This window comes from Psychrosphaera aquimarina (assembly GCF_032461525.1).
Taxonomy (GTDB): Bacteria; Pseudomonadota; Gammaproteobacteria; order Enterobacterales; family Alteromonadaceae; genus Psychrosphaera; species Psychrosphaera aquimarina.
On sequence record NZ_JAWCUA010000007.1, the window covers coordinates 400,139 to 422,741 of the forward strand.

Consider the following 22,603-nt stretch of genomic DNA (forward strand, 5'->3'; position numbering starts at 1 on the left):
TAATTTATTGGAGATTAAAATGAAAGGTAACCAAGACATAATTAATGCACTTAATGGCTTATTAGCCTATGAGTTAGCTGCTATGGATCAATACTTTATACATTCACGTATGTACGAAGATTGGGGATTTACAAAATTATTCGAACGAATCGATCACGAATTTGATGATGAAAAAGGCCATGCATCAAAATTAATCGAGCGTATTTTATTTTTAGAAGGGACGCCAGATATGGTGACTCGTGATGGGTTACATATTGGTAAAACCGTACCTGAGATGTTAGAAAGTGATTTGCGTGTTGAATTTGCCGTTGACCAAGCCCTAAAAGATACAATGGCTTTATGCGAAGTACACAAAGACTTTGTGACTAGGAATATGTTGCAAATACTCATTGACGATACCGAAACCGATCATGCATTTTGGTTAGAGCAGCAATTACGTTTGATAAAAACCATTGGTTTAGAGAACTACTTACAGTCTCAAATGTAGTTTAAAAATTAATAAAAAAACGTGAAATAAGTTTACACTATTTCACGTTTTTTTATGCCTATTACACATAGGCATTTAGGCTTCATCTTGAAAAATTTCTTCAATTGTCATCTTAAATAGCCTTGCAGCTTTAAAAGCCAATGGCAAACTAGGGTCAAACTTACCTTTTTCTATAGCGTTAATCGTTTGCCTAGACACTTCTAAATAATTAGCTAAATCGGCCTGAGTCCAATCTCGTTCCGCACGTAATACTTTAAGTTTGTTTTTCATTTATATCGACGACTCCCGACAAAAATAGCAATTAAGTTAGTAACACCCATCACTAATATCAAGTGTGAGATCTGTGCAGGGCCTGAGATGACATTAGTTACATCCAGATTGGAATAACTTAACCCAACGATTAGCCCTACTCCTAAGGTCCAAGCCATTGAGTTTAAATGTATCTCTTTTTGCATTTCATCCATGTTTTGGATATAAATTTTATTTGCGTAAATCATTCCGACACCAAGCAAAAAATTCAAAGTTATGGCAGCAATAGTCAGGCTTTCTAGTTGGTTCCATAAGAACTTAGGGCCAAAGTTAGCCAATGCCATTGATATTACCCAAGCTAAAGTCCACATTTTCACTCGGTTAATATTCTGTTTCGTCTTCCCTTGCCAATTTAACTCATTACTATTGTTATCTACATTTCCTCTTTTAATCTCGCTCATAAGTACAACCTCTTTGTCATTAAGTAAAACAAACTTTACTCAATATAACTCCACACAGCTAAAAGTCAAGTGCACTTGTCAAAAAGAACTCTTTGATTTACATACATAAGCTCTAAACGTTAAATTTTAGGCATAAAAAAAGAGAGCCTAAGCTCTCTTTCCTATTGCATCTTAAGGTTATTCAGCTGCAGGAGCTTCTTGCTCTACCGCTTCTTTCATACTTAAACGTACACGACCTTGACGGTCAATTTCTAGTACTTTAACTGCAACTTCTTGGCCTTCAGATAATACGTCAGTTACATTTTCAACACGCTCGCTAGAGATTTGTGAAATATGTACTAAACCGTCTTTACCAGGAAGAACGTTAACAAACGCACCAAAATCAACGATACGTGCAACTTTACCTTGGTAAATACGACCAACTTCTAAGTCTGTAGTTAATTGCTTAACACGTTCAATACAAGCTTCTGCACTTGCACTGTCTGTTGCTGCAATTTTAACGGTACCGTCATCTTCAATTTCAATTGTTGTACCCGTTTCTTCAGTAAGAGCACGGATTGTTGCGCCACCTTTACCAATAACGTCAGCAATTTTCTTCTGAGGAATTTTAACTGTGTAGATACGTGGAGCAAATTCAGACATTTCTTCACGGTGTCCGCCAATTGCTTCATCCATTACTGTTAAGATATGTAAACGAGCAGCTTTAGCTTGTACTAAGGCTTTGTCCATGATCTCTTTAGTAATACCTTCAATTTTGATATCCATTTGTAACGCTGTGATACCTTCAGTAGTACCCGCAACTTTAAAGTCCATGTCACCTAAGTGATCTTCATCACCTAAGATGTCAGAAAGAACAACAAAGTTACTGTCGTCTTTAACTAGACCCATCGCGATACCAGCAACAGACGCTTTAATTGGAACACCTGCATCCATAAGTGCTAATGAAGAACCACATACAGAAGCCATTGAAGATGAGCCATTAGATTCAGTGATTTCCGATACTAGACGAACTGTGTACGGGAATTCTGCTTGTGAAGGCATTACGGCTAATACACCACGTTTTGCTAGACGACCGTGACCAATTTCACGACGTTTAGGTGAACCAATAAAGCCAGTCTCACCAACACAATACGGAGGGAAGTTATAGTGAAGCATGAACGGGTCACGTTTTTCACCTAACAATGAATCAATGATTTGAGAGTCACGTTCAGTACCTAAAGTATAAGTTACGATTGCTTGAGTTTCACCACGAGTGAACAAAGAAGAACCGTGAGTACGTGGTAAAATACCAGTCTTAACGTCAAGAGCACGGATCATGTCAGGTTCACGACCATCGATACGTTTTTCGCCCGCTAAGATGCGCGAACGTACAACGTCTTTCTCTAAGTCATGTACTAACTCAGAAACTTCTTTTTCGTTAAACGCTTCGTCACCAGCTACTTCAGCTAATTTAGCAATAGTTTCAGCTTTAACAACACCAACAGCAGCGTAACGCTCCATTTTATCAGCAATTGCATAAGCCGCTGTAATACCGTCTTCAGCTAGAGCTTTAACTTTGTTTTTAAGTTCAGTATTCTCAACTGGTGCAGACCATTCCCATGCAGGCGTAGCAACTTCAGCAGTAAATTCTTTAATTGCGGTAACAACCGCTTGCATTTGCTCGTGTCCGTAAACAACCGCACCAAGCATGGTTTCTTCAGATAACACTGCAGCTTCTGATTCAACCATTAATACTGCGTTTTCAGTACCAGCAACAACTAAATCTAAGTCACTTGCTTTTAATTCTGTTTGAGAAGGATTCAAGATGTATTGACCATCTAAGAAACCAACACGAGCGGCACCAATTGGACCGTTAAATGGAATACCAGAAATTGAGATAGCAGCTGAAGCACCGATTAGTGCAACGATATCAGGAGCGATTTCAGGGTTAACTGACATTACAGTACAAACAACTTGTACTTCATTTTTGAATGCATCTGGGAATAAAGGACGTAATGGACGGTCAATAAGACGTGCGATTAACGTTTCTTCTTCTGCAGGACGACCTTCACGTTTGAAGAATCCACCAGGGATCTTACCGCCAGCATATGCTTTTTCTTGATAATTAATTGTAAGTGGGAAGAAATCTTGCCCAGGACTAGCTTCTTTTTTACCAACAACTGCAACAAATACAGTTGTGTCGCCAATGCTTGCCATAACAGCAGCACTTGCTTGACGTGCGATTACGCCCGTTTCAAGAGTGACCTCGTGTTGACCATATTGAAATTTTTTAATAATTGGAGTCACGTATTTTTCCTTTAATTTTCATTTTGATCCAGCTTTATCATAGGCTGTCTTAATGACAGATATATTTCATTTTGAAATATGACCAACACCTACTGGATCTTGTTTTTGTCGTTTAAATTCGAGGCATATTATACGTGGGAATTGATGATTTACTAGTTTTTATCAAAAGCGAATAAGGAAATTTAACGGTTATTTTAATAATTACTCACAATGTTATGTAGATTGCGATACCTGAGTATGTTTTGGGCACAAAAAAAGGAGCATAAATGCTCCTTTTTATTAATTATGTAAACATCGATTAACGACGTAAACCTAATTTTTTGATTAATTCTTTATAACCTTCAAGGTTTTTACCTTTGAAGTAATCTAATAATTTACGACGTTGGCTAACTTTACGTAAAAGACCACGACGTGAGTGGTTGTCTTTCTTGTGCTCTTTAAAGTGGCCTTGTAATTTATTGATATCAGCTGTTAATAAAGCAACTTGAACTGGTGTAGAACCAGTATCGTTTTCGCCATTACCGTACTCTGCTAAAATTGCTGCTTTTTCTTCAACGCTTAGTGACATAAGTCTCTCCAGAAAATAATTAAGTTATGTTCGCCGATCACTAACTCAGCCAACAAAGGAACCCTCTATACAAAAGAGGAGCGCGCATTCTACTTGTTTAACGTTATTTTGCAAGTCTTTATAAAGTGAATTAAGTAAAATGCTAGGTTATTACAAGCTAATTATAAAAACTGTTCAGTAACAACTAATCGTTTTACTTTTGCTTCACCAGAAACGATAGAAACAACCCCAACAAACTCATTGGTCTCTTCGAGGTAGACTTTAACGTCCTCCGCATCATCCATTTGGTATGGCACGGTTTGTCCAAAACGTAACGTTCTAACATCCTGCTCAGCTAACCTAATAGAAGGCAACTTCAGCAACGCGGTATCCATAGGTAATAAGTGACTATCTAACGCGGTATAATCAACCCCATTTGCTTCATCACCATTGATAAAATTATCATCTTTTAGTTGCTGAATTTGATCAACCGTCAACATTTTATCGATGGGATAATCGGCTACTTTTGTGCGTCTTAACGCTTGAACATGAGCACCACACCCCAATAACTGACCTAAGTCATCTATCAAGGTTCTGATATAAGTCCCTTTTGAGCAATGTACTTCAAAATCAGCCTCATCACCCTCAAACCGCAACAACTCAAAACTATATATAGTAATTGGACGAGCTTCACGCTCAACGGTAATACCTTGCCTAGCCAACTTATATAATGGCTGCCCGTTATGTTTTAGGGCTGAAAACATAGTCGGTATTTGTTTAATAGGCCCAGTTAAACTAATTTTGTGATCGAGGATTTGCTGTTCCGTGATATTCACTTCACGCGTTTCAACCACTTCACCTTCCGCATCACTGGTGTCCGTTCTCTGACCAAATTTAGCGGTAACTAAATATGTTTTATCCGAATCCAATAAATACTGACTAAATTTAGTAGCCTCACCTAAACACACTGGCAACATACCCGTAGCCAGTGGATCTAATGCTCCGGTATGTCCGGCTTTAGCAGCACCATAGATAGCACGTACTTTTTGTAAAATATTATTGGAAGAACTACCTTGGGATTTATCAACTAAAACAATGCCTGAGATTGCTCTTCCTTTTCTACGTCTTGCCATTCTTACTCGTCGTCCGTGCCATCTGTTGAAAGATCTGCTGGATTATCGCCACTTTTTGCACGTAAACCTTGGTCTTTCGCTATTGCTTCATCAACTTTACGAGCCATAGTAATACCAGTAACCAAACTGTTGTCGTAACTAAATTTGATTTCTGGAACGATTCTTAATCGCATACGTTTACCAATTTCTGAGCGGAAGAAACCTTGCGCTTTATTCAAAATTTCAATCGTTTGTTTGATCTTTTCTTCATCATCTTCTTGGCCTAACAGTGTTACAAACACTGTTACATAAGCAAGATCTCTGGTGACTTCTACAGAAGAAACCGTAACCCAGCCAACACGAGGATCTTTAAAGTCACGTTGTAACAACATAGCAATTTCTTGCTGAACTTGTTGTGCAACTCTATCTGTTCTAGAAAAGTTTTTTTGCACTTTTCTCTCCTAATTCATTCATCATTTTGATGTTATCAATTTAATAGATTAACTTATTAAATTACTATTATTTAATCACTAACTTTAAGCGAAAAAGGGGAGCTACCGCTCCCTTTTTTATAAGCATATTGTCATTTAAGAAATAGTACGTTTAATTTCTACTACTTCAAATACTTCAATTTGGTCGCCAACTTTAACATCATTATAGTTCTTAACGCCGATACCACATTCCATGCCGTTTCGTACGTCTTGAACATCGTCTTTAAAGCGACGTAATGACTCAAGCTCACCTTCGTAGATAACCACGTTATCACGTAGGACTCGAATTGGCGCACTACGTTTAATGGTACCTTCGGTAACCATACAACCAGCGATTGCACCAATTTTAGGCGATTTAAATACATCACGAACTTCTGCAAGACCAATGATCTGTTGTTTAAATTCAGGTGCTAATAGACCAGACATTGCTTGTTTAACTTCGTCAATTAGAGAGTAAATTACGCTGTAATAACGTAAATCAATATCTTCTTGTTCTATTAAACGACGCGCTGTTGCGTCTGCACGAACGTTAAAGCCTACAACTATCGCATTTGAAGCTTGCGCTAAAGATGCATCTGTTTCAGTTAATCCACCAACGCCACTACCAACAATGATCACTTTTACTTCATCAGTAGATAGACTTGTTAATGCTTCAGTTATTGCTTCCAATGAACCTTGTACATCTGTTTTAAGCACAATGTTTAATTCAGAAACATCGCCTTCTTCCATGTTAGCAAACATGTTTTCAAGCTTAGCTTTTTGTTGACGAGCAAGTTTCACTTCACGGTATTTACCTTGACGAGAGTTAGCAACTTCACGAGCTTTACGTTCATCACGTACAACAGTTGCTTCATCACCGGCAGCAGGTACACCAGAAAGACCTAATATCTCAACTGGAATAGAAGGACCAGCTGATAAAATTTCTTTACCATTTTCGTCTTTCATTGCTTTTACGCGGCCATATTCAAAACCACATAAAACGATGTCGCCTTTTTTCAGCTCACCTTCTTGAACAAGAACGGTTGCAACTGGACCACGCCCTTTATCAAGACGAGATTCGATAACAACACCATGTGCTGCACCGTGATCAACCGCTGTTAATTCTTGTACTTCAGCAATAAGGTTAATTGCTTCAAGTAGCTCAGGAATACCTTCACCCGTTTTAGCTGAAACGTGGATAAACTGTGTATCTCCGCCCCAGTCTTCAGGGATAACGTCTAATTGAGCTAACTCATTTTTAACGCGATCTGGATCTGCCGCTTCTTTATCTATTTTATTAACCGCAACAATTAAAGGTACGTTAGCTGCTTTCGCATGCTGAACCGCTTCTTTTGTTTGAGGCATAACACCATCATCTGCTGCAACCGCTAATATAACGATATCCGTCGCTTTAGCACCACGAGCACGCATTGACGTAAACGCAGCATGTCCTGGAGTATCTAAGAAAGTGATCATGCCGTTGTCGGTATCAACATGGTATGCACCAATGTGTTGAGTAATACCACCCGCTTCGCCATCAGCAATATTGGCTTTACGAATATAATCAAGTAATGATGTTTTACCGTGGTCAACGTGTCCCATTACAGTAACAACTGGCGCACGAGAAACTGCATCACCTTTACCAGAATCACGTTCAGCTAATACTTTAACTTCAAGTTCATTTGATTTCGTTAATACAAACTTATGACCCATTTCTTCAACAACTAACGTTGCTGTTTCTTGGTCTAAAATTTGATTAATAGTAACCATTTCACCCATTTTCATCATAGTTTTCACTACTTCAGTACCTTTAATAGACATACGAGATGCCAATTCAGATACAGAGATAGTTTCACCTATGCTAACCACTTGCTCTACTGGTGCAGTTGGTTTTTGGAATGCATGTTGGTTTTGTGGTTTATTCTTACGTCTACGACCAGTTAACTGTGCAACTTCATCAGCCGTTGCTTTACCAGATTTCTTACCTTTACGACGTTTCTTTTCTTCACGTTTATCTTCGTCGTCTTCAGCTAACTGTGCATATACAGAAGAGTGAACATGAAGGTCATCTTCATTTTCATGTTCTAATTTGTATTTACGTTTCTCTTCTTCTTCAGCCCAAGCTTTTTCGTTCGCTTCAGCCATTTTTTTAGCTTCTAACGCTAAACGCTCAGCTTCTTCTTCCGCTTTTTTCAACGCTTCCTGCTCTAACGCTAAACGAAGTTTTTGTTCTTCGTCAGTTTCACCAGGTTTTTTAACTTTTTTAGTTGACGCTTTAGATGCATTGTCCGCTTTACGTTTGGCATCTGCTTCTTTTCTAGCGGCAGCGGCTTCTTCTTTTTTCGCTTTTGTTTCAGCTTCACGTTTAGCACGTGCATCTGCTGCGGCTTTCGCTTCAGCTTCGGCTTCGGCTTTCGCTTTCGCTTCAGCTTCTTCAATTGCTGCTAATTCAGCGGCAGTACGTTTAACAAACGTACGCTTTTTACGAACTTCAACTTGAACGTCTTTAGATTTACCTGAACCACTATTTACACTTAAAGTCGTTTTAACTTTACGTTGTAATGTCATTTTTGTTGGCTCAGCGCCTTCGCCACCATGGGCTTTGCTTAGGTGTTCCAAAAGCTGTTTCTTTTCGCCTTCATTAACCATATCACCATTTTTTTTAGTAATACCTGCATCTGCGAACTGAGAAACCAATTTCTCAATTGGAGTACCTACATCTTGTGCTAGTTTGTCTAAACTCACTTCTGTCATATTCTTAACTACCTCCATTGAGCCTTAAGCTTCATCACTAAACCAAACAATATTACGAGCAGCCATAATCAATTCACCGGCTTTTTTCTCGCCTAGTTCTTCAATATCTGCTAAATCGTCTGTGCCTTGCTCAGCTAATTCTTCTAAATTTGTAACGCCTCTGCTTGCTAATACAAACGCTAAATGACGGTCAACGCCTTCTAGGTTTAATAGCTCTTCAGTAGGCTCTGAATTTTCTAATGACTCTTCATTTGCTAACGCTTGAGTTGTTAACGCTGCTTTTGCACGAGTACGTAGCTCTTCAACTAAATCTTCGTCTAAACCATCAATTTCTAATAGTTCAGCTACTGGTACATAAGCGATTTCTTCCAATGAAGAGAAACCTTCTTCCACTAACATAGTGGCAAAGTCTTCATCAAGTTCTAGGCCTTTCATGAATACTTCTATTGTTTTACTGTTTTCTGCTTGGTGCTTTTCAGCCATATCAGCAACAGTCATTACGTTTAATTCCCAGCCAGTTAATTGACTTGCTAAACGTACATTTTGACCGCTACGACCAATTGCCATTGCTAAGTTATCTTCTGCAACTGCGATATCCATTGATTTACGATCTTCGTCAACAATTATTGACGCTACTTCAGCAGGAGACATTGCATTGATAACAAACTGTGCATGGTTATCGTCAAATAATACGATATCAACACGTTCACCGTTTAACTCACCAGAAACAGCTTGTACTCGAGCGCCACGCATACCAACACACGCACCAACTGGGTCAATACGACGGTCATTTGATTTCACAGCAATTTTAGCACGAGAACCTGGATCACGAGCAGCAGCTACGATATCCAACATCTCTTCACCAATTTCTGGAACCTCAATGCGGAATAATTCAATTAGCATTTCTGGTTTAGTACGGCTTACAAATAATTGCGGGCCACGTACTTCAGGTCTAACTGCGTATAAGTATGCACGTACTCTGTCACCTGGACGGAACGTTTCACGTTGGATCATATCTTCACGATATAAAACCGCTTCTGCATTGTTACCAAGGTCTAACGTAACGTTGTCACGATTTACTTTTTTAACGATACCTGTGATTAATTCACCAATTTGGCCACGGTAAGCATCAGCGATTTGTCCGCGTTCAGCTTCACGTACTTTTTGCACTATGACTTGTTTCGCCATTTGTGTCGTAATACGGTCAAATTTAATCGATTCAATTTGCTCTTCAACATAATCACCAAGTTGAAGTTCTGGTTGATCATACTGTGCAGCCGAGATACTCATCTCTGCTACAGGATTTTCCATTTGATGATCATCAGGAACCACTAACCAACGTCTGAAAGTGTCGTATTCACCCGTTTCTTGGTCAATCTTAACGCGCACTTCAATTTCAATTGGGCTCTTCTTTTTCGTTGCAGCTGCTAAAGCAAACTCTAACGCTTCAAATATTTTTTCACGTGGTACGGCTTTTTCGTTCGATACCGCTTCTGCCACTAATAATAGTTCTTTTGCCATTATTATCTCGCTCCTTTGTATGATCAGCCAAATTTAGCAATTAAATTTGCTTTCGAGACATTATCAATTAATAAAGAAAACACTTGATTATCAACTTCAACATTTATCATATCGTCTTCGATTGAAACCAATGTGCCTTTGAAATTTCTACGTCCATCTTGTGGTACGTTTAGTTTAACACTTACCTCTTCGCCTACGACTGCAGCAAAATGTGCAAGTGTAAACAATGGGCGATCAACACCCGGAGATGAGACTTCTAAGCTGTACTCATTCGTAATAGGATCTTCCACATCTAAAATTGCACTGGCTTGACGGCTAACGTCTGCACAATTGTCCACAGTTATCCCATTTTCATGGTCTATAAATATACGTAAAGTAGAGTGACTACCTGCACGCACAAATTCAATGCCTAATAAGTCAAAACCTAAGGCACTTACTGCAGGAGTTAACATTTCGGTTAAACGCAGTTCTAGATTGGTCAAATTACCTCTCCTATTGCTAAAAACAAGTACAAAAAAAGGGCTATAAGCCCCAGTTCCATGAGCTCAACTTATATTGAACTCACAATACAAACTGTCAAAGTAGCAGGTTAAAAACCTAAAACGCCCCGAATGTACGAGGCGAACAACTACCTTTATAATTTACGCATTAATTAAGCTCATAACTTCTTAATTAAAAATCCAATTCTTACTAAATTGGTTGCGGGAGCTGGATTTGAACCAACGACCTTCGGGTTATGAGCCCGACGAGCTACCAGACTGCTCCATCCCGCGTCCGTAAATTACTTGGCTAACTTTTTAAAGTCTAATTCCAAAGACTAGCAGCTGAATCACTCACTTTGATATTTACTACAAAGTTATTAACCCAGCGTTATTGCGGGGCATTATACTGGCTATATGAATAGATTCAAGTTAATAGCCGTCTATTTGCAAAATATAGTTGTTAGTTTGCTAAATAGCTGATCAATTTGTTTAAATAAAGCCAACTTGCCCCTACACTTTGGCTGCAGAATGTAAGCAGTTAAGTTAAAATCTCATCCAGAACATATAAAATTGAATATAGGCACAAATATATGCATCGCAGTTCAAGTAATTTATCTGAATTAATAGGCAATACGCCACTACTTAAAATTCAAAGTTTAAGCAAATTAACCGGTTGTGATATCTATGTTAAGTGTGAATTTTTAAACCCTGGAGGTTCCGTTAAAGACAGGGCAGCACTTCAAATGGTGAAAGACGCCATTGAATCGGGTGAATTAACACCGGGGATGTCAATTGTTGAAGGTACAGCTGGAAATACAGGCATTGGCTTAGCTATTGTTGCAAAATCGCTTGGTTACGACCTTGATGTTGTAATGCCTAAAGGCCAAACCAAAGAAAAAGAAGAAATGATTGAGTTGCATGGTGCAAAATTACATCTTGTCGATGCCGTTCCTTTTTCAAATCAAGCTCACTTTTACCATACAGCTCGTCAAATGGCAGAACAAAACCCAAAATACTGGTGGGCAAATCAATTTGAGAACTTAAGTAATGCCAAAGCTCATTTTGAACATACTGGGCCTGAAATTTATCAGCAAACTGATAAAGAAATAGATGTCTTTGTATCAGTTGCTGGAACTGGTGGTACGTTAGGAGGCATATCGAAATACCTTAAATCACAAAACTGTGATATCAAAACCGTTGCTGTCGATCCAGATGGTTCAGGCATTTTAAATTATTTAACCCAAGGTAAATACATAGCTACAGAAGGTGGTTCATTTACGGAAGGCATCGGTATTATGCGTTTGGTTGAGAATTTTAAACAAGCAAAAGTTGATCATGCTATTAATTTGCCTGACAAAGATATTGTGACTGTTGCTAACTATGTACGCAAACAAGACGCGTTGGTGTTAGGAAGTTCAAGTGCCCTAAACGTCACAGCAGCGCTTTATAGCGCATTACAATTTGGTCCTTTAAATGGTGGAGCAAAACAAACCATAGTGACTATTGCTTGTGATTTAGGTGAGCGTTCAAAGTCTAAGTTATATAATCCAGAATTTTTGGCATCAAAGAATATAGACCCGTCATCACAAACCATTCAACAACTCATTAAAACCTATCAAGATAATAACTCGTTATTACAGTCGGTAGATTTTGGCTAGGTTGGTTTGCTGAATGATATAAGAGAAAACATGAGTTAGTGAGATCAAACAATCTCACTAACATCATCAATTAATAGGTTATTATTAGTACTAGAAAGTTATCGTTTTAACCGCTCTATCCACTTTCTTTTTAGGCCAAACTTTTGCTGCAGTAGGGGCTTTTCCAGCTTTTATCGTTGTGCCTTGACCTGGGGTTGTTAAGACCGTTGTACCAAATTCATTGCTGACTACAATTTCATGTTCACCACCAACAAACAAAACATCAACAGCATCTTCTTCTAAGTAGCCCCCCCAAAAATCAGTGCCTCGAATACCAATACTTCCCATAGGCGTTTTAACGGTAAAACTAGGGTTCGACACTTTTGTTACAAGACCTGTAACGGTACGAAATACACCTTTAACTAATTCAAACTCTGCAGATGGTGTTTTATCATCTTCACTCCACTTATAACCCTTGATTAACATCTCAGAGTTACTTCCTAAGGTGGTAATGGTGCCATCATTAAACTTCACCGACGCCTTCGCATCTTTTGCTGTGGCTATTTTATCAAGTTCTACTAATGTAGATTTACGTTTAGCTGCGACAATGTTATCCGCACTAATAATACTTACATCACCTTTTTTTGCTAAAACAGTGGCAACGGTTTCTTTCGTTGTAGCTTGAGCTGAAATTGCCATTGTTAACGTAAATAACGCCATTATGTTTCTTATTTTTATTTTCATACACATACCAATTAACGCAAATTTGAAAGTTGATACTATCTATTTATGAACTAAACACAATAAAAAGATAGTGGCAGTAGATCCGACCAGACAAGCCCAAAGTACATTTATTTTAATCAAAACATGAACTATTCATTCAACAAACCGTAATTATGTTTATGAGGTCAATCCAAATTAAATATAGCCGCATTTGGCATATCTAAACTGCCTAAGATTAATGAGCCTTTATATTCAATTACACTGGTGATGCTATGGAGGGTTGTTGGGCTTTGCAGGTTAGCTATCACCTCCCCATTTAAATTTACCCCAATAACAAAGCCATATTGATTAATTGGTTGTATCCAATGAGAAGGAAAACCCCCGATTAATTTTCGTATGAATGGGTAATAAGCCATTTGCTCTAATAAGGGTTCTCTTAAATGGATCAAGGGGATCCAGAATGTATCCTTTCCATTAAATGTTATATTGTCGGGCATAGCTGGTAAATCCTTTAAAAAGATATCTCGCTTTCCTTTTTGGTCTCCTTTTAACCACAATCTATGTATTTGAGCCTTGCCCGTTTCATTGATCAGTACATACTCGTCTTTGGGTCCTAACGCGACGCCATTAGCGAAAAACAGATCTGATATATGCACTTTGGTCTCGGCTGTATCAGGTGAATAACTTAATAAACGACCTGTCGCACTGCCCTCTATAAAATCATACTCAACTTGGGAATGTTCAAATCGCTGAGACGCATCGGAAAACCAAATTGTACCATCTTCCGCTATATCTAAATGGTCGACGAATTTCATTTTTATACCATCCACCATATTTACTAACACAGAGAGCTCACCAGCCATTGAAATGGATAACAGACCTTTAACCGCATCAGCCACAATTAACTCACCAGTGTTAGTAAACTTCATACCGAGTGGTCGCCCACCCGTATTAGTAAGGAGATGTACATCAGAATGTTTGTTTTGATCAATGATAAAGCTAATAATTCGGCCATCAGCAAAACCTGTATAAAAGCGTCCATTTTCCGATAAAACAATATCTTCTGGACCTGAGCCTAAGTTTTGTAAAATAAGCTGACTTTTATCTAATTTAGTATTTTTGGAAAAAACACCTGATAACTTTGGGTTTTCTGTTGGTTGCCAAATAATGGGGTGAATTGGAGAATTAAACCACAGTAAAACGAATAAGATAAAAAATGTGACGGTTAAGACTGCAACTACCTTTATAGATTTCATTTATTTTATTGTTTCTAAAAATAGTAATACAAATACAGTATAGGATTATGAAATAAAAAATAGAGGGTAACTGGAATAATTGCTGATATGCAAAAAGTGTATTTGTTAAATAAAAAAATATCCAGAATGCCTTTAACTTAGAACCTGAACCCTATGAGGGTATTGTGGAGTGTTGTTACTATTTTCAGGTTACCCTTTTTTACACCATTAACAGTGCTTGGGGGTCTACACAACAAATATTAAGTCACATTCCTTACGTGTTATATCGGCTCAGGACTAGAATCGGGTTCTCATTCTGGATGTTAATTTTTAGACTAAAGTTAAAACATAATACACCTGAACGCCTTGTGTTCAGTGTGGGAACCGGTTTAGTTACATCAGGCTTCTCAATACAAGTTGAGCTTGCACAACAGCAGCTTAAGTTGGTTCCTAAAATATAATTATCGGCTTCGGTTAATTATGACTAACCCTTAGTCCGTATTAATATTTCATCCGAAAACAACTTATTAATACACTTTAATCAAAGCATTACTCATGCCAAAAACAATGATTACTTTTTAATTCACTACTTGATTAATACTCAACCACCTGATTTTAATAATAAAAAAGGCTGTTTAAAAAACAGCCTTTTCTCTACTAAATTAAAATCGCTTTATAATTTAGCTTCTAATTCTGGTAAAGCGTCAAATAAATCTGCTTCCAAACCATAATCGGCAACTTGGAAAATTGGCGCTTCAGGATCTTTATTAATAGCAACGATTACTTTAGAATCTTTCATCCCTGCTAAATGCTGGATAGCTCCTGAGATACCAACAGCAATGTACAAGTCTGGAGCAACGATTTTACCTGTTTGGCCCACTTGCATATCATTGGGAACAAAACCAGCATCAACTGCTGCTCTTGATGCACCAATAGCAGCACCTAATTTATCAGCAATGCCATCTAATAATTTGAAGTTGTCGCCATTTTGCATGCCGCGGCCACCAGAGATAACAATACTTGCCGCCCCTAGATCAGGTCGAGCTGATACCGTTAATTCATCTTTTACATGACTAGAAATTCCTGCATCGGTTACATTTGAAAGCGTAACAATTTCAGCACTGTTATCTGAACCCGCGGCATCAAATGCTGTCGCACGTACAGTAAGTACTTTTTTAGTATCTAAGCTTTTAACCGTTGCAATCGCATTACCGGCATAAATTGGACGGACAAATGTGTCTGCACTTTCAACATCAATAATGTCAGAAATTTGCGCAACATCTAACAAAGCAGCAACTCGAGGCATAAAGTTTTTACCTGTTGTTAACGCTGTTGCCATAATAGTGTCATAGTCAGCTGCGATTTCTAATACTAACGCACTTACATTTTCTGCAAGTTGATGTTCATAAGCCGCATTATCTGCAACTAAAACTTTATTCACACCTGTAATTTTTGCAGCTTGCTCAGCAACTGATTGACAATTTGTACCTGCAACTAAAACATGGACATCACCGCCAATTTTTAATGCGGCTGTAACGGTTTTATTCGTTTCTGTTTTTAAGTTTTTATTATCGTGTTCTGCGTAAACTAAAATGCTCATGAGATCACCTTCGCTTCAGTCTTTAATTTCTCTACTAATTCATCAATAGAACCAACCATGATACCAGCTTGACGTTCTGCTGGCGGAGTCACTTTTAGTAACGAAGTACGAGCCGTTAAGTTAATGCCAAAATCTGCAGCAGGTTTAACGTCTAACGGTTTACGTTTTGCTTTCATGATATTAGGTAATGATGCATAACGAGGCTCATTTAAACGTAAGTCTGTTGTCACAATAGCAGGAAGCGTTAACGCAACCGTTTGCAAACCACCATCGACTTCTCGAGTCACATTAACTTTGTCGCCTTCAACAACCACTTCAGAGGCAAACGTGCCTTGTGCCATACCTGTTAATGCAGCTAACATTTGACCGGTTTGATTATTGTCACTATCGATTGATTGTTTACCTAAAATAACAAGTTGAGGTTGTTCTTCTTCAACTATTTTCTGCAACAATTTAGCAATGTTAAGAGCATCTAATGATTCGTCAGTTTCAATTTGAATAGCGCGGTCTGCACCTAGTGCTAATGCCGTTCTTAATTGTTCCTGACAGGTTTTATCACCAACAGATACAACGATGATTTCTGTTGCAGTTCCAGCTTCTTTAAGGCGAACCGCTTCTTCAACTGCTATTTCACAAAAAGGGTTAATCGCCATTTTTGTATTGGTTAAATCAACATCAGAATTATCGGCTTTAACACGTACTTTGACGTTGTAGTCAATAACGCGTTTTATTGGGACTAATACTTTCATTAAAATCACTCACTTTTTTTAATTTTTATATCTGTTATATTCAGAATGCAGAACAATTTACTTTATTTTTCACATAATTCAAACGGTTGTTTAAATTATTTTTATTCTTAACACTTAATGACAAAAATCATAATTGTTTAATAGCTGACTGTGTTATATAGGCAAAATAGTCTGCTTTGTCATTAATTTACCAACATATTATCAACTTAAATGGATTTTAAATAACTCTATTCAATAGTCGATATGTTTATTAGCAAGTTGAATATTTCGCTAAATGGTAAATATACTTTACATTGATTAAATTACCTCCACATCAATCGCAGTGATCCCTCCAATTAATTCTGCCGTATTTCTTTGTAATTACATCCAATTTACTGCTAGTCTGACCAGCAAAATATCAACAGAATGAGAAAATAAAAATGCCTGAATATAAAGCCCCGCTTCGCGATTATAAATTTGTCATGCAAGAATTATTAGACTGTGAAACGCACTACACGACCCTTGGATACGAAGATGCTAGCCTAGATATGGTCGATGCAATCCTCTCTGAAGCTGGTAAATTTACCGAACAAGTCATCGCACCATTAAACCAAATAGGTGATCAACAAGGTTGTACTTGGACAGATGGTGTCGTAACAACACCAGATGGTTTTAAACAGGCATATCAACAGTATGTTGACGGCGGCTGGCCGACTCTATCATTACCTGAAGAATTTGGTGGACAAAACTTACCACATTCCATTAATACCGTTATGGGTGAAATGATGTCTGCGGCCAATCATAGCTTTGCCATGTACCCAGGCTTAAGTCATGGTGCAATAGCCACCTTGATGGCACACGGTACTGACATCCAAAAACAAATGTTTTTACCTAAGTTAGTTGAAGGCAGCTGGACTGGAACTATGTGTTTAACCGAAGCACATTGTGGTACTGATTTGGGCATGTTGCGCACAAAGGCCGAATTAAACGATGATGGCTCTTATCGCTTAAACGGCAGCAAAATATTCATCTCCGCAGGTGAACATGACCTTTCTGACAATATCGTTCATATCGTTATCGCCAGAATTCCAGGGTCTCCGGAGGGTACTCGAGGAATTTCGCTATTTGCAGTTCCTAAATTTAATATCTCAGACAATGGCGATATTGAAGATCGGAATGGCGTTAATTGTGGTTCTATTGAGCATAAAATGGGGATCAATGCTAACGCCACTTGTGTGATCAATTTTGATAATGCAAAAGGTTATTTAATCGGCGAGATCAATCGTGGTTTAAATTGTATGTTCACCTTTATGAATGCCGCTCGTTTAGGCGTAGCCAACGAAGGCGTTTCTGCATCTGAAGCTTCATTCCAAGGAGCATTAGCTTATGCTAAAGACAGATTACAAATGCGTTCTATGTCTGGTGTAAAAAATCCTAACGGACCTGCAGATCCAATCATAGTGCATCCAGATGTAAGGCGTATGCTGTTAACTCAAAAAGCCTTTGCCGAAGGGGGACGTGCATTAACCTCGGATTTAGCCCAACTTGTCGACATAACTCATGCAAGTAATGATGAAGAACAGAAAGCACAAGCTGAAGCAAAACTTGCCTTCTTAACACCTATAGCTAAAGCCTTTTTAACTGAAACCGGTCTAGAATCTACTAGTCATGGTATTCAAGTGTTTGGTGGGCATGGCTTTATTAAAGAATGGGGCATGGAACAATTATTACGTGACACCAAAATTAGTTGTATTTATGAAGGGACCACAGGCATTCAAGCACTCGATTTATTAGGCCGTAAAGTATTAGGTTCTAAAGGTGAATTATTAAAAGGGTTTGCCTCTGAAGTTGTTAGCTTTTGCCAAACTAATGCGACAAATCCTGCATTAACGAACTATTGCCAAACATTAGGTAGTTACCTGCAAGAATGGCAAACCACCACGATGGACATTGGTCAAAAAGCAGCAACTAATCCAGATGAAGTTGGCGCCGCATCGGTTGATTATCTAATGTACTCAGGTTACATAACCTTAGCTTATTATTGGGTGAAGATGGTGGCATGTGCACAACAAAAACTGGATGAAGGGACAGAAGAAAAAGACTTCTATTTAGCTAAGATACAAACCGGTCAGTTTTATTTTGACCGAATATTACCAAGAGCTAAAGGTCATGTTGCCTGTATCACCGCCGGCGCTGACAGCATGATGGCTATAGATTCAGAGCATTTTGTTTTTTAAATAAAAGACATAGAATAAATAATAAAGCCGCGTATTAAAGTATATTACGCGGCCTTATTTATCCTGTTAATAAACTCGTTATACTAAACGAAAAGCGATAACGGTTAATCAAGCTTAGGGAAGGTAATTGGCGGTTTTTCTATTGAAAAGCCAGCAGCATGAAAGTGGCCGCCGCCTCCAAATTTATTGGCAATTGCAGAAACATCAATACCGTCCTCGGCTGAACGTAAAGAGTAAATACGTTTATTTTCTGTTTCAAAATACATAGCCGCAAACGGATGACCTTGACATAACTCATTACCCAGATCACTAATAAGTGTGGTGGTATTAACACAAGGAACTAAATAACCACATAAGGTGATCATCTCTGGTGTTTTCTTCATTGCACGTTTAATTTCCATTTGTTGATAAGCTAAGATCGTTCTACCCTGCTCTATAATTGGCAAAACAGCTTCATCCGTTAACAACTCCCCCCAAGTTTCGAAACTCATTTCAATCAACTGCAAACCCGCTGAAAACTCTTTGCTATCCGGTAATTTCCATTGCCAAATATCACGGTCTTGAATATAAGCAATTAACTTAGGTACCGGTAAGTCTTTATTAAAATATTCCCACGCTAAATATGCGCCACTTTTACTCATGTCAAATTGGCAAAAATCCAAACCTTCCAATGCGGCTTGTGCGGTTTTGTGATGGTCGATAACAATTAACGAAGCTGCTTGTTCGTGCATCTTGATTAACGTTTCTCTAGAGTATGCAAAGTCAACAATGTAAACATGTTTTCCCGTAACATCAGGGGCATCGTCATCATGACGAGCCGGTAACCATTCATGTTCATCCTCACTGTGCTCTCGTTGCAAAAATACATTTACAGCCAATGCTGCACCAAACCCGTCTGGACAACTTTTATGATAAATACACAAGTGAGACATTAATATTCCTATATACAAAACTAACGATTTCAAGATCAAGGCTGCAATTCTGAAGTAAAACCTCGGCAACAGCCAGATAAAACCCTAATTATTTGTTATCTTGTTAAATTAAATATAATTATTTTTATAATTCAATAAGATCCACTTTGTCATCTTTAACGTATAACATAACTATACAATCGTATTTGCTATCAATATTGTAAATTTATTAGGATCTGTTTTGAGAAAATTAACGTTATCCACATTTTTGACTTTATGCTCATTGCCATTACTCGCAAGCGTAACTACACCAGAAGATGCTGAAGATAAAATAACAACATCTAAAGATTCTGCTTTACCTGCAATTCCTCAAGCCACTCGCCCACCTGAACGAATTCGGGTTATTGGCAGTCGAGACTCTGGACTGGAGCTAAGTTCAGAAAAGATTTTAAAAGTGCCAGGTGCTGGCAATGACCCAATTAGAGCAATTGAAAGTTTACCTGGCGTTGTATTAGCCAACGGATTTGCGCCAGCAGTACGTGGCAGCTCACCAAACGACATGTATTATCAAACCGACGGAGTGCCTGTTGGTTATGTTTTTCATAATGATAGCTATAGCAGCTTTCATCCTAATCTAATTAAAAGCTTTGAGTTAAAAACCGGTGCTTGGGAGTCTAGTTTTTCAGACTCAATTGGTGGTGTTATCGATACCACTTTACGAGACCCTGAAATTACTGAATTTAATGGTGTTGCTGATTTTAGTTTTTTACGTGCAGGCATTTTAGTTGAGTCAAAACTAACTGACACCTCGGCCTTTTATTTGGCAGCTAGACAAAGTTTAATCCATATATATTTGGATGCATTACTCGACGAGGAAGACTTTGAATTTACTCAAGCGCCAATTAACAATGATTATCAATTTAAATACATTAATTATATAGATGACAATAATAAAATTGTTGTGCAAGCAACTGGCGCAAATGATGATGTAGGCCTGTTGTTTTCGGATGACTCAACGGAAGTAAAACAAAACCCAGAATTAACGGGTGGTATTGGATTTGAAACCTATTACGACAACCAAAGCATTGTTTGGACAAACGAATCTGGCTACGGTCAAACTCAAGTCTATTTAAACAGACTGGTACGTAACTCAGACTTTTTTGTTGGACAAATCATTGAGCTCGACGCGATTACTACCGACACTATGTTCAAAGCAATCAATACTCAACTTGTTGGTGAAGGCACGTTAAACTCCGGTTTTGAGCTAAGACAGCAAAACATTGATTATCAAGTTAAAGGCAAAAGCTCTCCTTGTAATAATGAATTTGAAGTCTGTGCTCCATCTTATTATTCCCCCACCGTTTCTGAAGACGCTGAGATTGATATTAATTTTATCAATGTATTTGCCGACTATGATTTAGATTTAACCGACACTGTCATGTTACGTGTAGGTGGTGCAGTTAATAACAATGACTTTAATGACGAAACCATTGCGGAACCAAGAGTCATGCTTAAATGGCAAGCACTTGACGAGTACCTATTTAAGTTCTCCTATGGTCAACACCACCAATGGTTCAGACAGTATAAGTACCTATCAGAAACATTTGGTAGTTTGAATTTAGAACAGGTTAAATCACAACACTATGTCATTGGCGTTGAATACGAAGGTTATTCTGACTGGGCATGGCGTATCGAAACATACTACAAAGATATGGAAGATCTGATTGTAAGTAATCCAGCTAATCAAGTTACTGCCTTGACTGATGCATCTGTTAGCAACGATTTAGCGCAGGCAGATAATTATTTAAATGCGGGGGCGGGTACCGCTTACGGTGTTGAATTTTTGTTAAATAAAGCGATTTCTAATAACTGGTATGGTTGGTTAAGCATTGCGTACAGTAAAACAGAACGAACCAATCAACTGACTGGTGAAAAACTCAATTATGAGTTTGATAAACCTTGGATTATCAACTTAGTCAGTAATTATGAATTTAACGATAGATGGCAACTAGGTGGTCGCTGGCGTTTTCAAAGCGGATCATTATACACCCCGATAAATGGCGCAACACCAATCTACCCTTTAGTTGATAATATGCCAGATAGCAGCCAACCTCCTATATTTTACGATCCAAATGAAGGGGCGATTAATTCACAGCGCTTAGATGATTTTCACCGCTTAGATATACGTTTAGATTACAAAACTCAGTGGTGGGGAAAAGACACAAATGTGTATTTCGAAATCCTCAATGCTTACGGCAAACAAAGCTTATCTGGTTATGAATATAACGAAGATTATTCTGAAAAAGAGCCTGAGTATCAATTCCCAGAATCCCCAATTCCATCCATCGGTATTCAAATTGAGTTTTAATGACTTAACTTAAACAAACAAATAACACTTATCTAAGGCTAGTTTACCTAGCCTTTTTAATACCTGCCTAAAAATTGTATATGCCTAGTTCTAAGTTAAATTTCATCCGTAATAAATAGAGTAAATATTTAAGATAAAACTTGATCTAGGTCAATTTAAGTTTTAAAGTTTCAGAAATTACTGAAACTTCAGAAGAGTCGATATGTTATTAAGTCCAAAGTTAGAAACGTTTGTAATGCATTGTGGCGAAATGGGTAGTCGTTGGGGCTTTAACCGTACCGTTGGACAAATGATCGGATTGATCATTGTCAGCGAACATCCTGTCAGTGCAAATGATTTAGCCGAATCTTTAAATATTTCCCGTGGCAATGTCAGCATGGGAATTAAAGAGTTACAGTCTTGGCGTTTAATCCAAGTGCAGCATATTCAAGGTGATAGAAAAGACTATTATGCGCCAGCTGGCAGTATATGGGATTTAGCGACTCGTGTGTTTGAAGAACGCCGTAAACGAGAAATGGACCCAACATTATCTTTATTACGCTCAAGTATTTTGGACCAACCCGCCAATCAACAAGAAATTTACGCCCAAGAGAAAATGCATGAAATTCACGACTTGCTTGAATCTGTAACGATGTGGGCAAGTGAATTACAAAACATGAGTCCAGATAAATTAAAAACCTTAATGAAGCTAGGTGCCGGCGTTGGCAAAGTATTAGACATGAAAGATAAATTTCTGAAATCTGGTAACAATTAATTATCGAACTCCCTATTAATTAACTCGCAGTACGAGGCCCA

19 protein-coding genes and 1 tRNA gene are annotated in these 22,603 nt (G+C 38.1%); 5 read left to right on the forward strand and 15 right to left on the reverse strand.

Translation table 11 applies throughout. From position 1 onward, the window contains the following. The first annotated feature begins 19 nt into the window (after nucleotides 1-19). Complete coding sequence (bfr, locus tag RT723_RS08400; protein WP_216054208.1) at nucleotides 20-487, forward strand: bacterioferritin; 468 nt, start codon at nucleotides 20-22, stop codon at nucleotides 485-487. A 75-nt stretch (nucleotides 488-562) separates the two neighbouring features. Here bfr and RT723_RS08405 read toward each other — a convergent pair whose 3' ends face one another. The 10 genes from RT723_RS08405 to RT723_RS08450 all read right to left on the reverse strand — a co-directional run bounded on the left by RT723_RS08405 (nucleotide 563) and on the right by RT723_RS08450 (nucleotide 10,660). Further along, nucleotides 563-757 carry a helix-turn-helix transcriptional regulator gene (locus tag RT723_RS08405; protein WP_216054209.1) on the reverse strand — a complete coding sequence of 65 codons (195 nt, stop codon included), beginning with the start codon at nucleotides 755-757 and terminating at the stop codon, nucleotides 563-565. Then, complete coding sequence (locus tag RT723_RS08410; RefSeq protein WP_315946640.1) at nucleotides 754-1,197, reverse strand: hypothetical protein; 444 nt, start codon at nucleotides 1,195-1,197, stop codon at nucleotides 754-756. Before RT723_RS08410 ends, RT723_RS08405 begins: the two co-directional genes overlap by 4 nt. A 177-nt stretch (nucleotides 1,198-1,374) precedes the next feature. Beyond that, nucleotides 1,375-3,483: a polyribonucleotide nucleotidyltransferase gene (gene pnp, locus RT723_RS08415; RefSeq protein ID WP_315946641.1), complete on the reverse strand. Its 2,109-nt coding sequence runs from the start codon at nucleotides 3,481-3,483 to the stop codon at nucleotides 1,375-1,377. A 298-nt stretch (nucleotides 3,484-3,781) separates the two neighbouring features. Continuing rightward, nucleotides 3,782-4,051 carry a 30S ribosomal protein S15 gene (rpsO, locus tag RT723_RS08420; RefSeq protein WP_315946642.1) on the reverse strand — a complete coding sequence of 90 codons (270 nt, stop codon included), beginning with the start codon at nucleotides 4,049-4,051 and terminating at the stop codon, nucleotides 3,782-3,784. Between the two features lie 161 nt (nucleotides 4,052-4,212). Continuing rightward, nucleotides 4,213-5,163 (reverse strand): tRNA pseudouridine(55) synthase TruB, encoded by a 951-nt coding sequence (truB, locus tag RT723_RS08425; protein WP_216054212.1) that lies wholly within the window; start codon nucleotides 5,161-5,163, stop codon nucleotides 4,213-4,215. A 2-nt stretch (nucleotides 5,164-5,165) separates the two neighbouring features. Further along, entirely contained in the window at nucleotides 5,166-5,534 is a 369-nt protein-coding gene (gene rbfA / locus RT723_RS08430; protein ID WP_428983650.1) for a 30S ribosome-binding factor RbfA, read from the reverse strand. Between the two features lie 195 nt (nucleotides 5,535-5,729). Next, nucleotides 5,730-8,366 (reverse strand): translation initiation factor IF-2, encoded by a 2,637-nt coding sequence (infB, locus tag RT723_RS08435; RefSeq protein WP_315946644.1) that lies wholly within the window; start codon nucleotides 8,364-8,366, stop codon nucleotides 5,730-5,732. 24 nt (nucleotides 8,367-8,390) lie between these two features. Then, entirely contained in the window at nucleotides 8,391-9,887 is a 1,497-nt protein-coding gene (nusA, locus tag RT723_RS08440) for a transcription termination factor NusA (RefSeq protein WP_216054215.1), read from the reverse strand. Between the two features lie 23 nt (nucleotides 9,888-9,910). Then, the gene (gene rimP, locus RT723_RS08445; protein ID WP_216054216.1) at nucleotides 9,911-10,369 is read right to left on the reverse strand and encodes a ribosome maturation factor RimP; all 459 of its coding nucleotides are present in this window, start codon (nucleotides 10,367-10,369) and stop codon (nucleotides 9,911-9,913) included. A gap of 214 nt (nucleotides 10,370-10,583) precedes the next feature. Then, nucleotides 10,584-10,660, reverse strand: a tRNA-Met gene (locus RT723_RS08450). Nucleotides 10,661-10,959: 299 nt separating this feature from the next. On the opposite strand from RT723_RS08450, the gene RT723_RS08455 reads away from it, so the two are divergent. After that, a complete protein-coding gene (locus RT723_RS08455; protein WP_315946645.1) occupies nucleotides 10,960-12,027 on the forward strand; it encodes a cysteine synthase A in 1,068 nt (355 codons plus the stop codon). A gap of 90 nt (nucleotides 12,028-12,117) precedes the next feature. Here the strand turns inward: RT723_RS08455 and RT723_RS08460 are convergent, their stop codons facing one another. The 4 genes from RT723_RS08460 to RT723_RS08475 all read right to left on the reverse strand — a co-directional run bounded on the left by RT723_RS08460 (nucleotide 12,118) and on the right by RT723_RS08475 (nucleotide 16,313). Next, a complete protein-coding gene (locus RT723_RS08460) occupies nucleotides 12,118-12,750 on the reverse strand; it encodes a FecR family protein (protein ID WP_315946646.1) in 633 nt (210 codons plus the stop codon). A gap of 164 nt (nucleotides 12,751-12,914) precedes the next feature. Then, entirely contained in the window at nucleotides 12,915-13,985 is a 1,071-nt protein-coding gene (locus RT723_RS08465) for an SMP-30/gluconolactonase/LRE family protein (protein WP_315946647.1), read from the reverse strand. A gap of 652 nt (nucleotides 13,986-14,637) precedes the next feature. Beyond that, entirely contained in the window at nucleotides 14,638-15,564 is a 927-nt protein-coding gene (locus RT723_RS08470; protein ID WP_216054220.1) for an electron transfer flavoprotein subunit alpha/FixB family protein, read from the reverse strand. Then, nucleotides 15,561-16,313: an electron transfer flavoprotein subunit beta/FixA family protein gene (locus RT723_RS08475; RefSeq protein ID WP_216054221.1), complete on the reverse strand. Its 753-nt coding sequence runs from the start codon at nucleotides 16,311-16,313 to the stop codon at nucleotides 15,561-15,563. Before RT723_RS08475 ends, RT723_RS08470 begins: the two co-directional genes overlap by 4 nt. A 419-nt stretch (nucleotides 16,314-16,732) precedes the next feature. Between RT723_RS08475 and RT723_RS08480 the strand changes: the two genes are divergently transcribed. Next, nucleotides 16,733-18,529 carry an acyl-CoA dehydrogenase C-terminal domain-containing protein gene (locus RT723_RS08480; RefSeq protein ID WP_315946648.1) on the forward strand — a complete coding sequence of 599 codons (1,797 nt, stop codon included), beginning with the start codon at nucleotides 16,733-16,735 and terminating at the stop codon, nucleotides 18,527-18,529. A gap of 104 nt (nucleotides 18,530-18,633) precedes the next feature. Here the strand turns inward: RT723_RS08480 and RT723_RS08485 are convergent, their stop codons facing one another. Next, nucleotides 18,634-19,461, reverse strand: a complete 828-nt coding sequence (locus RT723_RS08485) for a DHHA1 domain-containing protein (protein WP_315946649.1) — start codon at nucleotides 19,459-19,461, stop codon at nucleotides 18,634-18,636. A 220-nt stretch (nucleotides 19,462-19,681) separates the two neighbouring features. On the opposite strand from RT723_RS08485, the gene RT723_RS08490 reads away from it, so the two are divergent. Both RT723_RS08490 and RT723_RS08495 read left to right on the forward strand, forming a co-directional pair. Beyond that, complete coding sequence (locus tag RT723_RS08490; RefSeq protein ID WP_315946650.1) at nucleotides 19,682-21,808, forward strand: TonB-dependent receptor plug domain-containing protein; 2,127 nt, start codon at nucleotides 19,682-19,684, stop codon at nucleotides 21,806-21,808. Nucleotides 21,809-22,010: 202 nt separating this feature from the next. Further along, nucleotides 22,011-22,562 carry a GbsR/MarR family transcriptional regulator gene (locus RT723_RS08495; RefSeq protein WP_216054225.1) on the forward strand — a complete coding sequence of 184 codons (552 nt, stop codon included), beginning with the start codon at nucleotides 22,011-22,013 and terminating at the stop codon, nucleotides 22,560-22,562. Nucleotides 22,563-22,603 lie beyond the last annotated feature (41 nt).